The 13,651-nt window shown below is 73.5% G+C and carries 11 protein-coding genes and 1 riboswitch; of the genes, 7 read left to right on the top strand and 4 right to left on the bottom strand.

The features are described 5' to 3' along the window. Position 1: 1 nt before the first annotated feature. From DQE82_RS20750 to paaN, 4 genes are all read left to right on the top strand, one after another. Positions 2-976: a DMT family transporter gene (locus DQE82_RS20750; RefSeq protein ID WP_113973540.1), complete on the top strand. Its 975-nt coding sequence runs from the start codon at positions 2-4 to the stop codon at positions 974-976. A gap of 72 nt (positions 977-1,048) precedes the next feature. Continuing rightward, positions 1,049-1,181, top strand: a riboswitch (SAM riboswitch). Between the two features lie 12 nt (positions 1,182-1,193). Next, positions 1,194-2,483: a threonine synthase gene (thrC, locus tag DQE82_RS20745; protein WP_064446731.1), complete on the top strand. Its 1,290-nt coding sequence runs from the start codon at positions 1,194-1,196 to the stop codon at positions 2,481-2,483. A 299-nt stretch (positions 2,484-2,782) separates the two neighbouring features. Continuing rightward, a complete protein-coding gene (locus DQE82_RS20740) occupies positions 2,783-3,802 on the top strand; it encodes a GNAT family N-acetyltransferase (protein WP_069087821.1) in 1,020 nt (339 codons plus the stop codon). 52 nt (positions 3,803-3,854) lie between these two features. After that, positions 3,855-5,528: a phenylacetic acid degradation protein PaaN gene (gene paaN / locus DQE82_RS20735; RefSeq protein ID WP_176722768.1), complete on the top strand. Its 1,674-nt coding sequence runs from the start codon at positions 3,855-3,857 to the stop codon at positions 5,526-5,528. 70 nt (positions 5,529-5,598) lie between these two features. Here paaN and DQE82_RS20730 read toward each other — a convergent pair whose 3' ends face one another. Next, the gene (locus DQE82_RS20730; protein ID WP_043327984.1) at positions 5,599-6,114 is read right to left on the bottom strand and encodes a GNAT family N-acetyltransferase; all 516 of its coding nucleotides are present in this window, start codon (positions 6,112-6,114) and stop codon (positions 5,599-5,601) included. A 223-nt stretch (positions 6,115-6,337) separates the two neighbouring features. Between DQE82_RS20730 and DQE82_RS20725 the strand changes: the two genes are divergently transcribed. From DQE82_RS20725 to groL, 3 genes are all read left to right on the top strand, one after another. Continuing rightward, the gene (locus DQE82_RS20725; RefSeq protein ID WP_013288855.1) at positions 6,338-6,541 is read left to right on the top strand and encodes a cold-shock protein; all 204 of its coding nucleotides are present in this window, start codon (positions 6,338-6,340) and stop codon (positions 6,539-6,541) included. A gap of 113 nt (positions 6,542-6,654) precedes the next feature. Then, positions 6,655-7,980 (top strand): hypothetical protein, encoded by a 1,326-nt coding sequence (locus DQE82_RS20720; RefSeq protein ID WP_113973539.1) that lies wholly within the window; start codon positions 6,655-6,657, stop codon positions 7,978-7,980. 275 nt (positions 7,981-8,255) lie between these two features. Then, positions 8,256-9,878, top strand: a complete 1,623-nt coding sequence (gene groL, locus DQE82_RS20715; protein ID WP_018787968.1) for a chaperonin GroEL — start codon at positions 8,256-8,258, stop codon at positions 9,876-9,878. 68 nt (positions 9,879-9,946) lie between these two features. On the opposite strand, the gene DQE82_RS20710 is transcribed toward groL, so the two are convergent. The 3 genes from DQE82_RS20710 to DQE82_RS20700 all read right to left on the bottom strand — a co-directional run bounded on the left by DQE82_RS20710 (position 9,947) and on the right by DQE82_RS20700 (position 13,618). Continuing rightward, positions 9,947-10,168 carry a hypothetical protein gene (locus DQE82_RS20710; protein WP_030502772.1) on the bottom strand — a complete coding sequence of 74 codons (222 nt, stop codon included), beginning with the start codon at positions 10,166-10,168 and terminating at the stop codon, positions 9,947-9,949. 71 nt (positions 10,169-10,239) lie between these two features. Then, positions 10,240-11,166 (bottom strand): GNAT family N-acetyltransferase, encoded by a 927-nt coding sequence (locus DQE82_RS20705; protein ID WP_113973538.1) that lies wholly within the window; start codon positions 11,164-11,166, stop codon positions 10,240-10,242. Between the two features lie 43 nt (positions 11,167-11,209). Then, positions 11,210-13,618 carry a S8 family serine peptidase gene (locus DQE82_RS20700; protein ID WP_113973537.1) on the bottom strand — a complete coding sequence of 803 codons (2,409 nt, stop codon included), beginning with the start codon at positions 13,616-13,618 and terminating at the stop codon, positions 11,210-11,212. Between the last annotated feature and the right edge of the window lie 33 nt (positions 13,619-13,651).

Below are 13,651 nucleotides of genomic sequence, written 5' to 3'. Positions count from 1 at the left end.
GATGCGCTTCCGTTCCGCCGCCTTCCCGATCTTCGCAGTGCTCAGCTGGGGCGTCATGTTCCCCGTGCTGGCGAGCGCGCTGACCCGGGTGGACGCCCTCAACCTGACCACCACCCGGTACGTCCTCGCCACCGCCGTGCTGGTCGCCCTGCTGCTGGCCCGCGAAGGGCTGGCCGCACTCGCCACGCGCGGGCGCGCGGCCGAGGTGTGGCTGCTCGGCGCACTCGGCTTCGCCGGCTTCAACACGCTGACGAACCTCGCCCTCGGCCACGCCACCCCGCAGCAGATCGCGCTGTTCGGCGCCACCGTGCCGCTGATCACCCAGCTGGTCCGCTGGGCGCGCGACGGCGTACGCCCCCGCCCGGCGCTGCTCGGCCTGGCACTGGTGGCCCTGGTCGGCGTCGGCCTGGTGATCACCCGCGGCCGGCTGGACGGGCTCGGACAGTTCGGCGTCGGCGGGCTGCTCATGCTGGGCGCGGTGATCGGCTGGGCCTTCTACACGCACGGCGCGAGCCGGTTCCCCGAATGGTCGGCGCTGCGCTACACCACGCTGACCGCCGTCACGGGCATGCTCGCCATGCTCGCCGCCAGCGCCGTCGCCGACCTCACCGGGCTCCAGCACGCGCCGGCCGCCGCCGACCTCGTCGCGGTCGCCCCGCAACTGGCGTACGCGGTGCTGATCGCCGCCGTCCTCGCGGTGCTGGCCTGGAACACCGGTGTACGGCGACTCGGCCCGGCCGACGCCGCGCTGTTCATGAACCTGGTGCCGGTGGTCACGTTCGCGGTGCAGATCCTGCGCGGGTACCGGCCGGTCGCGATCGAGCTGGTGGGCGCCGGGCTGACCATCGCCGCCCTGGTGGCCGCGAACCTGGTCACCCGTACCCGCCCGGCAGCCGTGACCACGACGGCGCCGGAGCCGCTCGCGATGGTGGACCGGCCCGCCGTGGTGGAGCCGGCCGCGGTGGTCGGACGCTGAGCCGGCCCACAGCGTGGGATCCCGGGGTGGCGCGGCCGTGAGCAGCGCATAGACTCGGCGGCACAACTGAATACCTCATCCAGAGGGGCTGAGGGATACGGCCCGACGACGCCCCGGCAACCACCCGCACGCTCGACGACGAGCGACAGCGGGCAGGTGCCAATTCCGTCCCCGCCGCACCCGGCGATGCGGGGAAAGATGAGAGGAAATCCTCGACATGACGTCGACGCTTCCCGCCGCCACCGGCATCGACACGACCCTCAGCCCGGCCCGCGCCCTGGTCTGCCGCGCCTGTTCGGCGCGCTACCCGCTGGCCGCCCAGCACGCCTGTTACGAGTGCTTCGGGCCGCTGGAGGTCGACTACGACACCGCCGCGCTCGCCACCGTCACCCGGGAGCAGATCGAGGCCGGTCCGGCGAACATCTGGCGGTACGCGGCGCTGCTGCCGGCCGGTCAGGACCCGGACACCCGGGTCACGCTCGACCCGGGGCTGACCCCGCTGGTCGCCGCCCCGAACCTCGCCGCCGAGCTGGGACTCACCGCGCCGCTGTGGGTCAAGGACGACAGCGCGAACCCCACCCACTCGTTCAAGGACCGGGTCGTCTCGGTGGCGCTGACCGCGGCCCGGCAGCTCGGCTTCACCCGCTATGCCTGCGCCTCCACCGGCAACCTCGCCAACTCCGTCGCCGCACACGCGGCCCGGGCCGGCGTGCCGTCTGTCGTCTTCATCCCCGGCGACCTGGAGCAGGGCAAGGTCGTCACCACCGCTGTCTACGGCGGTGACCTGGTCGCCATCGACGGCTCGTACGACGACGTGAACCGGCTCTGCGGCGAACTGGTGGAGACCGACGAGTTCGAGGACACCGCGTTCGTCAACGTGAACGTGCGGCCCTACTACGCCGAGGGCTCCAAGACGCTCGGCTACGAGGTGGCCGAACAGCTCGGCTGGCGCATCCCGGCCCAGGTGGTCATCCCGATGGCCAGTGGCGAGCTGCTCACCAAGATCGACAAGGCGTTCGCCGAGCTGGTCGAGATCGGCCTGGTCGAGGCGCCGGCCGGTGGCTGGAAGGTGTTCGGCGCGCAGTCGGCCGGCTGCAACCCGATCGCCACCGCGCTGCACGGCGACACCGACACGATCACGCCGGTCAAGCCGACCGGCATCGCCAAGTCGCTGAACATCGGCGACCCCGCCGCCGGGCTGTACGCGCTGGAGGCGGTGCGCCGTACCGGCGGTTGGATGGACTACGCCGACGACGACGAGATCCGCGCCGGCATCCGGCTGCTCGCCCGTACCACCGGGGTGTTCGCCGAGACGGCGGGCGGCGTGACGGTCGCGGTGTTGCGCAAGCTGGTCGAGTCGGGCCGGCTCGACCCGTCCGCCGAGACGGTCGTGTTCAACACCGGCGAGGGCCTGAAGACGCTCGACGCGGTGGCCGCCCAGGTCGGGCCCACCCACCGCATCAAGCCGTCCCTGCGCGCCGCCCGGGACGCCGGCCTGCTGTCCTGACCCGGAGCCCGGCGCCTCGGCCGGGTGGGGGAGGTGGGGCTCGCCCGGGTGGGGGATCGGGTGAGACCGGTGGGTAACCGGTGATGTGCGGTGAGTGCCAGAAAACCACCCTCAAGGACTTGACGGCAGGAACCGGACGGCGCAAGATGCTTCGTGCGGGAGGGCATCCGCCGGAGACTTTTCAAGTTCTTGCGACCCAACGCCGGAGGCGTTGTGCGGACGTCCCTCCCGACCAACGTCCGAAGAGGCCAGCGGAAAACCGCTGGCCTCTTCGCTGTGTCCGGCGCACCCTGGGTGACATGACGCTGACCGTGACGCCGCTTGATCCCGCCGACCGGCAGACGCTCGACGCGGCGTACCGGATCGCCTGCGCCGCCCAGGCCGTCGACGAGCCGGACCTCCCGCCGATCTGCCGCCGCCGCTTCGAGGCGCTGCTGTCGCACCCGATGCCCGGCATCGAGGGACGCTGGCTCGTCGCCCGCCTGGACGGGCTGCCGGTGGGCTGGCTCCGGTTGCACCTGCACACGATCGAGAACACCGAGAACGCGACAGTCGAACTGACCGTCGACCCGGCGTACCGGAGGCGCGGCATCGGCCGCGTGCTGCACGAGCACGGCGTGCGGCTGCTCCGCGAGCACGGCGGCAAACGCCTGGTCGGCTCGACCACCGCCGCGCTGCCCGGCGAGGAGGACCGGGTCTTCCCCGGCGCCGCGTTCGCCGCCGCCCTGGGCGCCAAGCCGGCGCTGGCCGACGTCCGCCGCCGGCTCGACGTGGCCGGCCTCGACCGTGACCGGCTCGCCGCGCTGCTGGCCCAGGCCCGCACCGCGGCCACCGGATACCGGCCGGTGCGGTGGCGCGATCACACCCCCGAGGAGTACGTCGCGGACGTCGCCTACCTCCAGGGCCGGCTGCTGCTCGACGCGCCGATGGGTGAGCTGGACTGGAAGCCGGAGCGGATGGACGCGGCGCGGGTACGCGACGCGGAGCGGGCGCTCGATGCCCGGGGCGTACGCCGGTACAACACCGGCGTGGTGCACGAGGCGACCGGCCGCCTGGTCGGCTGGACCCAGCTCGGCCTGGACGCGAGCAGCACCGACCACGCCTGGCAGGAGATCACCCTCGTCGACCCCGACCACCGCGGCCGCCGGCTCGGCCTGCTCTGCAAGGCGGAGAACCTGGAGTACGCGCTGACACACGAACCGGCGTTGCGGGCCGTCGACACCTGGAACGCGGTCGCGAACCGGCACATGATCGCGATCAACGAGCAACTGGGCTTCCGCCCGGCCGCCGGTTCCGTCGACTGGCAGTTGACGATCTGAGTTGTGACACGCCCCTACTGATCTGGTGCCTTTCTGTTGCATGATGGCGGGCATGACGGAGACCCCGCACCCCCTGTACGACAGGCACCGCGAGACCCTCGACCGGGCGCTGACCGCGATCGCGGAGCGCGGGTACTGGTCGGCCTACCCCGAGTCGCCCAGCCCCCGGGTGTACGGCGAGACCGCCGCCGCCGACGGCAAGGCCGCCTTCGAGGCGTACCTGGGTGGCGACTTCCCGCTCGACCAGGCCGGTGACGGCACCACGGTCGCCACCGAGGTCAGCCCGTTCGGCGTGGCGCTGGACGTGCGCTACCCCCACGCGAGCGCCGACCAGCTCGTGTCCGCCGCGAGCGCCGCGCTGCCCGCCTGGCGCGACGCCGGCCCGCAGGCCCGGGTGGGCGTCTGCCTGGAGATCCTCGCCCGGCTGCACGGGAACATCTTCGAGCTGGCCAACGCGGTGCAGTTCACCAGCGGCCAGGCGTTCGTGATGGCGTTCCAGGCCGGAGGCGCGCACGCGCTGGACCGGGCCCTGGAGGCGGTCGCCTACGCGTACGCCGAGATGACCCGCCACCCGGGGACCGCCGGCTGGGAGAAGGCCGCGGGCAAGGGCGACCCGCTCCGGATGACCAAGACGTTCCACGTGGTGCCGCGCGGGGTCGCGCTGGTCATCGGCTGCAACACGTTCCCCACCTGGAACTCGTACCCCGGTCTGTTCGCCTCGCTGGCCACCGGCAACCCGGTCGTGGTGAAGCCGCACCCGCGCGCGGTGCTGCCGCTGGCGATCACCGTGAAGTACGCCCGCGAGGTGCTCGCCGAGGCCGGGTTCGACCCGAACCTGGTGCAGCTCGCGCCCGAGGCGCCCGGCGAGAAGCTCGCCACGACGCTGGCCCTGGACCCGGCCGTGAAGATCGTCGACTTCACCGGCTCCACCGAGTACGGCGACTGGCTGGAGGCGAACGCCCGGCAGGCGGCCGTCTACACCGAGAAGGCCGGCCTGAACACGGTGGTGATCGACTCCACCGACGACTTCGCCGGGCTCTGCCGCAACCTCGGCTTCACGCTGACGCTGTACAGCGGCCAGATGTGCACCACCTCGCAGAACCTGCTGATCCCGCGCGACGGAATCGAGACCGACCAGGGGCACAAGAGCTTCGACGAGGTGGCCGCCGGGATCGCCGGCGCGGTCGCCAAGCTGACCGCCGACCCGGCCCGGGGCGTCGAGCTGACCGGCGCGATCGTCAACGACGGCGTGCTGGAGCGGCTGGACGAGGTCACCAAGGTCGGCGAGCCGGTGCTGGAGTCGCGCGTAGTCGAGCACCCGTCCTTCCCCGGCGCGGTGGTGCGTACGCCGACTGTGGTGAAGCTGGACGCCTCCGACACCGCCACCTACTCGCGGGAGTGGTTCGGGCCGATCTCGTTCGCCATCGCGACCGACTCGACCGAGCACAGCCTGCGCATCCTGCGCGAGACGGTGGGCGAGAAGGGCGCGCTGACCGCGGGCGTCTACTCCACCGACGAGGCCGTGCTGGACGAGGCCGAGAAGGCGGCCATCGACGCCGGGGTGCACCTGTCCTGCAACCTCACCGGCGGGGTGTTCGTCAACCAGTCGGCGGCGTTCTCCGACTTCCACGGCTCCGGCGCGAACGCGGCGGCCAACTCGGCGCTGACCGACGGCGCGTACGTGGCGAACCGGTTCCGCATCGTCCAGAGCCGCCGCCACTCCTGAAAGGAGGGGCCCCTTCTTAACGCCTCCGGTATAGGAGGGGCCCCCTCTTAACAACTGCGCCCGGTCGGCCTCACGCCGGGCGGCGCATCTGGAGTTCGTGCAGGCGGGGGATTCTGGGGTGCGGCACGCGTACGCCGGTGTCCACGAAGCCCAGCTTCTGGTAGGCCCGGTAGGCCCGGTCGTTGCCGACCACCACCTCCATCATCAGCTCGGGCCGTCCGCAGGCGCGCGACCAGGCGGCCACCTCGTCGACGAGCGCGGCGAGCAGACCGCTGCCCCGTCGGGCCGGCGTCACGTAGACCGCGTAGACGAGCGTCAGGCCCGGCTCGTCCGGCGCGGCGGTGCCACCGGCGTGGCCGACCAGCCGGCCGCCCGGGTCGGCCACGAACTGGGCGGTGTGGTCGCCCCGGGAGACGGCCGCGACCCGGGCCGCGAACTCCGCGTGCGGCCGGGCGGCGGCCTCGGCCACCGTCTCCAGGAAGGCCAGTGGGGAGTCGGCCAGCATCTCCAGCCGCAGCGCCCGCATCCGGGCGGCGTCGGTCGGCCGGACCCGGCGAACGGTGGTCGTGGTGGGCGCGCTGGTCATGCCGCATGCATACCGGACGGGCCGGCGCAGGCGCGTGACCGGGGCCGGGTACCGCCCGGAATATGCCCGATTTGTGGTCGTGCGCCGTCGTCACGCCTCGTGTAGCGTGCGATTTCGGTCACCGAATTCAGTGGTCGTCGCCGATCGCTGAACCGGTGTGCTACCGGTGCCGGTCCGCCGGTTTCCGGGTGTTGGAACGCCGCGCAGAGTGAGGAAGTGCACCGTGGCACAGGGCACCGTGAAGTGGTTCAACGCCGAAAAGGGCTACGGCTTCATCGCCGTCGACGGCGGGCAGGACGTCTTCGTCCACTTCTCCGCGATCGAGATGGACGGTTACAAGGCGCTGGACGACGGCCAGCGGGTCGAGTTCGAGATCGCGCAGGGGCAGAAGGGTCCGCAGGCCGAGCGGGTCCGCGTCATCGCCTGACCTCCGCCCGCCGGGCGGTTCCGCAGCCGGGTCCACCGACCGGGGGGCTGCGCTGTGAGCGTGCACCATGGAAGATCATGAGCCGTTCCAGCCGTAGCCGCTGAGGAGGGCCCATGTCCGATCTGCCTCCGCCGGGTTCCACCGAACCGGTGTCGCCGACGCCGTCCGGCTCTCCGGCCGACCCGACCGCGCCTCCGCCTCCGGCCACCGATCCGGCGTCGTCGGCGGGCGCCGGGCCGTCCGTGCCCGCTCCCGGCCCGGCGCCCGCCGATCCCTGGGCCGACCAGACCGGCTACGGCCCGAGCATTCCGCATCAACCCGGGTACGACGCGCAGCCCGCCCACCCGAACCCGTCCGGCCCGGCCACTCCCGCCGACCCGGCCACCCCGCCCGGTGGGGGTGACCCGGCCGGCTGGACCGCGCCGGGTGCCGCCCCGCCCCCCAGCTACCCCACGCCGCCGGGCTACCCCACGATGCCGGGCTACCCGGCTGGTCCTCCCCAGGCGGGCTGGCCCGGGTACCCGGCTCATCCGATGCCGGGCGCCGCCTACCCGGTGGCCGCCGGCCCCGGTGCGTACGCCGGCTGGTTCCCCGGCATCGACCCGCAGGACCCGCTCGTCAACCCGCCGCACGCGGGCATCGGCCCATGGTTCGCCCGTTGCTGGGGGGCGCTGCGGCGCGGTTGGCGGCAGCTCCTGCCGATCGTGCTGCTCACCCAGGTCCCCCCGGCGATGGTGATCGGCGTCCTCACGCTCGTCCTCAGCCCCGACGGGCAGATGGCGACCGCGCCGGACGGGTCGCCGGTGCTGCCGGAGGACTTCTGGGCGCAGACGCTCGGCTTCTACGGCGCGATCCTGTTCGCCGGGCTGATCTTCGGCGCGCTCCAGGCGATGGGCTGGGCGGCGGGCACCTGGGTGATCGCCCGGCAGGCGGCCGGTCAGCCGGCCGGGCTCGGCGCCGCCTTCCGGTACGGGCTGAGCCGAGCCCTCGGCCTCTGGGGCTGGACCATCGTGGTGTCGCTGCTGGTCACGCTCGGCGCCTGCTTCTGCCTGCTGCCCGGCCTCTACGCCGCGCTCGCGCTCGCCCTGTTCGGTCCGGTCTACCTGTTCGAGCGGCGGGATCCGGTCGGGCGGTCGTGGCGGATGTTCCACAGCCGGTTCGGCATGGTGCTGGGCCGGGTCGCGCTGGTGGTGGCGGCGTTGGTCGTGTCGACGCTGCTGGACGTCGTGCTGAGCGGGATCAGCGGGGCGCTCTTCGGGCTCGAGCCGATGGGCGCCGTGGGCACCGCGATCGGCGCGGTGACGCTCACCGTTCTCAGCGCCGTGGTGGCGGCTCCGGCCTACCTGGCGCAGCAGGTGGGGCTGGTGGTCACGTACGCCGAGCAGCGGGCCCAGGAAGGCCCGGTGACCGCGGCTCAGCTGGCGGCGGAACTCGGCTGAGCGGGGCGGTCGTGCTTGCACTCGGCTAGGGAGAGTGCTAAACAAGTCATTGGCACTCGCATACGGTGAGTGCCAGAAGGTCGGGGCGGTAGGGCCACGGCCGCACCGGTGTCCCAGGTGGCGCCGGAGCGGTACGGGGCCGGTCGTCGCGGGCTGTCCGGCCCGACCGAGGAGACGTCGTCGTCGCCAGGTGGCGACGTCCCCAAGGTGCGTACACCAGACGGCCCATCCGGGCATCCCGGGTGGCCCGTGAGTGTCCAGGAGGACAACGCCGTATGGCCAAGATGATCGCGTTCGACGAAGAGGCGCGCCGCGGCCTCGAGCGGGGCATGAACCAGCTCGCCGACGCCGTGAAGGTGACGCTCGGCCCCAAGGGCCGCAACGTCGTGCTCGAGAAGAAGTGGGGTGCCCCCACCATCACCAACGATGGTGTGAGCATCGCCAAGGAGATCGAGCTCGAGGACCCGTACGAGAAGATCGGCGCCGAGCTGGTCAAGGAGGTCGCGAAGAAGACCGACGACGTCGCCGGTGACGGCACGACGACGGCGACCGTCCTGGCCCAGGCTCTGGTTCGTGAGGGTCTGCGCAACGTGGCCGCCGGCGCCAACCCGATGGCCCTGAAGCGGGGCATCGAGGCCGCCGTGGCCAACGTCTCGGAGGAGCTGCTCAAGCTCGCCAAGGACGTGGAGACCAAGGAGCAGATCGCCTCCACCGCCTCCATCTCCGCCGCCGACCCCAGCGTCGGCGAGATCATCGCCGAGGCGATGGACAAGGTGGGCAAGGAAGGTGTCATCACCGTCGAGGAGAGCAACACCTTCGGCCTGGAGCTCGAGCTCACCGAGGGCATGCGCTTCGACAAGGGCTACATCTCCGCCTACTTCATGACCGACCCGGAGCGTATGGAGGCCGTCTTCGACGACCCGTACATCCTGATCGTCAACAGCAAGATCTCGTCGGTGAAGGACCTGCTCCCGATCCTGGAGAAGGTCATGCAGTCGGGCAAGCCGCTGCTGATCATCGCCGAGGACCTGGAGGGCGAGGCCCTGGCCACCCTGGTGGTCAACAAGGTCCGTGGCACCTTCAAGTCGGTCGCCGTCAAGGCGCCGGGCTTCGGTGACCGCCGCAAGGCCATGCTGACCGACATCGCCATCCTCACCGGTGGCCAGGTCATCAGCGAGGAGGTCGGCCTCAAGCTGGACGCGACCGGCCTCGAGATGCTGGGCCGCGCCCGCAAGGTCGTGGTGACCAAGGACGAGACCACCATCGTCGACGGCGCCGGCGACGCCGAGCAGATCCAGGGCCGGGTGAACCAGATCCGGGCCGAGATCGACAAGAGCGACTCCGACTACGACCGGGAGAAGCTGCAGGAGCGTCTGGCCAAGCTGGCCGGCGGTGTTGCGGTGATCAAGGTCGGCGCGGCCACCGAGGTCGAGCTGAAGGAGCGCAAGCACCGCATCGAGGACGCCGTCCGCAACGCGAAGGCCGCCGTCGAGGAGGGCATCGTCCCGGGTGGTGGCGTCGCGCTGGTGCAGGCCGGCAAGACCGCCTTCGACAAGCTGGACCTGGCCGGCGACGAGGCGACCGGCGCGCAGATCGTCAAGATCGCGCTGGACGCCCCGCTGCGGCAGATCGCCGTCAACGCCGGCATGGAGGGTGGCGTCGTCGTCGAGCGGGTTCGCAACCTCGACCCGGGTCACGGCCTCAACGCCGCGACCGGCGAGTACGTGGACCTGCTGGCCGCGGGCATCATCGACCCGGCCAAGGTGACCCGTTCCGCGCTGCAGAACGCCGCGTCGATCGCCGCGCTGTTCCTCACCACCGAGGCCGTCGTGGCGGACAAGCCGGAGAAGACCCCGGCCGCTCCGGCGGGCCCGGGTGGCGGGGAGATGGACTTCTGAGTCCAGCTTCACCCAGTACGCCGAAAGGGGCGGGCCGCGTCAGCGGTCCGCCCCTTTCCGTGTGCGTGTCAGGTGGGCAGCGGGCGCTGGTTGCGTCGCTTGTGCGTCCGGTCGTACGGCGGCAGCCGCCGCGGCTCGTCCACCGGCTGCCGTTGCTCCTCCACCGGTGGCCGGTCCGCGCCGGTCAGCTCGGCGAGCTGCTCGGCGTCGCCGATGTCGAGCCGGTCGAACGGGAGCTGGCCGGGAAGCTCGTCGGACGGTTCCTCGGCCCGTTCGTCATTCGTGGTCATGCACCGCCTCCTCTGCCCCCGACCGTAGAGCCCGGTCGATGACGAAGGAGGTCGAATGACGCTATTAGCGTCTATGCCCCTTTGATGGCTTTCCGGTAGAGGAAGAACACCCGTTCGATCCGGGCCCCCGCCGCGTTCGAGTAGAACGGCACCGGCCCCACCCAGCCGATCTGCGCCGCGCCGATCCCGGCCGCCGCCTGGTCACGCAGGCAGCGGCGCAGCAGCACACCACCGATCCCGGAGCCCTCCGCCGCCGGTGCGGTGCCCATCGGCCCGAACCAGCTCGGCCGGGCCGACCCGTAGGCGGCGAAACCGAGGATCTCGCCGTCCCGCTCGGCCAGGTGCACGCCCGCGTCCGGCCGCCCCACCGAGCCGGCCAGCTCACCGTCCCAGGTGCCGCCGAACGTGGACCTGGCGAACGCGGCGAGCGCCGGCAGGTCGTCCGGGGTGGCCCGGCGTACCGTCACGCCCCGCCCGGCCAGCCGCCGCTCGGCGGCCTCGGTGGGACGCAGCGCCACCGACCCCTCGGACAGGTCGGCGGTCATGTTCCAGGCGGTCCGGTCCTGCCGGTAGCCGAGCCGCTGCGCGGCGCAGACCGCCGGGGTGTAGCGCACGTCGATCCCGGGCCAGGCGTAGTGCGGCGGGTTGCCGGCGAGCAGCACCTCGGCCGCGCCGAGCGCGCCGAGCCGGCTCTCCGCCTCGGCCAGCAGCGCCCCGCCCACACCCTGGCGGCGCTCCGGCGGGGCGACCGCGATCAGGTCGACGTGGCCGAGCCGCGGATCGGCTGCCGACAGCGACCCGACGAGCACCCCGATCAACGCGCCGTCGCGTACCGCGCCGAGCCGCAGCACCGGGCGGTCGGCCCCGGCGCGTTCCGCCACGGTGACCACCACCGCGGACGCCTCGACCGCGTCCTCCGGCAGGTCGAGCGACACGCGGCACAACTCGACCACCTCGGGCAGCCGGTCCCGGCCCAGCTCGATGATCTCCACGTCCATGGACGCCGACAGTAGGGCATCGGCAGGCCAATGGACAGGGTTGTTAACCGGTGGCGGCCGCCCGGGCCGCGCGTACCGCCGCGTACGCGTCGACCAGCCCGGCGCCGGAGACGTCCCGCGGTCCGCCGCAGGCCTCGGCGGGTTGCGGGACCGGCTGCGCGGTGTCGCGCAGGATGGCCCGGGTCCGTTCCAGGTCCCCGACCAGCGCGGGGTTCGCCGACCACATCAGCGCCACCACGCCCGCCACCTGCGGCGTGGCCATCGAGGTGCCGTCCAGCGTCGCGTACCCGCCGCCGGGCATCGCGGAGAGCACAGCCGCGCCCGGGGCGACCAGGTCCGGCTTGGCCACGCCGTCCGGCGCGGGACCACGGCTGGAGAAGTCGGTGACGCGGCGCTGCCGGTCCACCGCCCCGACGGTCAGCACGTCCGGGTACGGCGCCGGCGGGTCCACGATCGAGCCGCAGGACGGGCCGGTGTTGCCGGCGGCGGCCACCACCAGGATGCCGGCCGCGGTCAGCGCCGCGCTCGCCGGGCGCAGCGCCCCCGGATCGCAGCCCTCCAGCGGCGGGCAGCCCCACGAGTTGGTGAGCACGTCCGGGGCGCGCGCCGGACGGCCGTCGGTGAGCGGGTTCCCGCCCGGCGGGAACGGGGCCAGCATGAACTGGAGACAGTCGAGGTAGCGGGCCGGGCTGCCCAGGTTGCGGTCCAGGTTGACGCAGCCGACCCAGCTCGCGCCGGGCGCCACGCCGATGCCGTCCCGGCCCACCGCGCTGCCCAGCGTGTGGGTGCCGTGGCCACCCCGGTCGGCCGGGGCGCGGCGGTCCTCCCACGGGTCGTACCAGGAGTCGTCGCCACCCCGGAAGCCGCCGGCGAGCGCCGGGTGCCGGCCGTCCACTCCGGAGTCGGAGCTGCCCACCACCACGCCGGAGCCGGTGACGCCCAGCTCCGACCAGACCCGGTCCGCCCCGATCAGCGAGATGTTCCAGGCCGGTCCGGTCGGCGCCGGGGCGTCGCCGCGCGCCGTCGGGGCGAGCGCGGGCAGCGGACGCAGCCGCTGGCTGACCAGCACCCGGGCCACCTCGGGCCGGCCGGACAGCCAGGCCCGCACCGCCGGGCCGCCGTCCGTCTCGATCGCGTTGACCAGGTAGTACGGTGTCGGCTTCAGCCGCATGTCGGTCAGCGTGCGGCGCAGGTCGCGCTGGGTGCGGTCGGCGGTGGCGACCAGCCGCCGGTAGACCTCGGTCGCCCGGGCGTCCCGCCCGGCCCGTCCCGGCGTCCCGGCCGGCAACCCGGTCAGGTCGGCCTGCTCGCGCAGCACCACGAGCAGCCGCTCGCCGTGCAGACCCGGCTGGCCGGGGACCACGTACACCACGGCGACGGCGACGAGCAGCGCGGCGGCGGCGAGCGCGGCCGGACCGCGCCGGGGCGCGCGGGCGCGGGACCGGGCGAGCAGCACGCCGTACCCGAGGGCGAGCAGGACCGCGACGGCGAACGCGACGCCGGTGCCCACGGCGACCCAGAACGGCGTGTCCCGGGTGGTGGCGAGCAGGAGGGTGATCTCGTCCGGGTCGGTGAAGGCCAGCGGCCCCAGCAGCGCCAGCCCGATCAGCCAGCGCACCGGCGCCGGTCCGGCCGGGCGGCGCGAGTGCCGGGCCGCCGCCTCCAGCGCGGCCAGCACGAAACCGAGCGGCGGCAGCAGGAACAGCGCCGGCAGTTGTACGCCGGACTGCCCGGCGGCGGCCGCGAGCGGCGTCAACGCGACGCCCGCGACCAGGCCGCCGACCAGCACCAACCGGGCCGGACCCGGCCCGAACGCGGCCCAGAACCGGGCGCCGAGCAGCGCCCCGGCGAGCGTGCCGAGCGCGGCGGCGGCCAACCCGGCGAGCACCGTCTCCAGCGCCCCGCCCAGCGCGCCCACCCACGCCCAGGGCAGCAGCGACGCCAGCCCGGCCGCGACCGCCAGCAGCGACACCGTCCCGAAGCGGCCCTCCGGGACCGCGTCCACGGCGACGGGCGGACGCACGCGGGCCAGCCGGGCGGCGACGAACGCGAGCACCGCGGCGGTCACCGCCAGCGCGGCCAGGTACGCCTCGTGGTGCACCGGCGGCACCATCCGCAGCAGCGTCGTCGCGCCCAGCGCGACCACGGCGGCGGTCCAGGCGCGGCCGGTCGCCCGCAGCGCGGGGGAGCGGGGCGCCAGCGCCAGCGCCAGCGAGGGCGCCCCGGCCAGCAGCACGGTGACCACCGCCACCACCGGCCAGACCGCCACCGCACGGTCCAGGCCCATGACCAGCATGACCTGCTCGACGAGCCAGCCGCCGACCTGACCCGGAACGGTCACCAGCACGACCCAGAACCCGGTGAGCACGGCCGCGACGACCGGCCACGGCCCGGTCTCACGCGGTGGCGGCGGCGGTACGGGCGCGAACGGCGGGCCGGTCAGCATGGTCATCACGGTACGGCCGGGCCGTGTCGCCGCGCGCCC

The sequence above is a fragment of the Micromonospora sp. LHW51205 genome, assembly GCF_003315815.1.
Classification (GTDB): Bacteria; Actinomycetota; Actinomycetes; order Mycobacteriales; family Micromonosporaceae; genus Micromonospora; species Micromonospora chalcea.
Note: the sequence above shows the minus strand (reverse complement) of the source record. Positions and strands in the feature narration are given on the sequence as shown.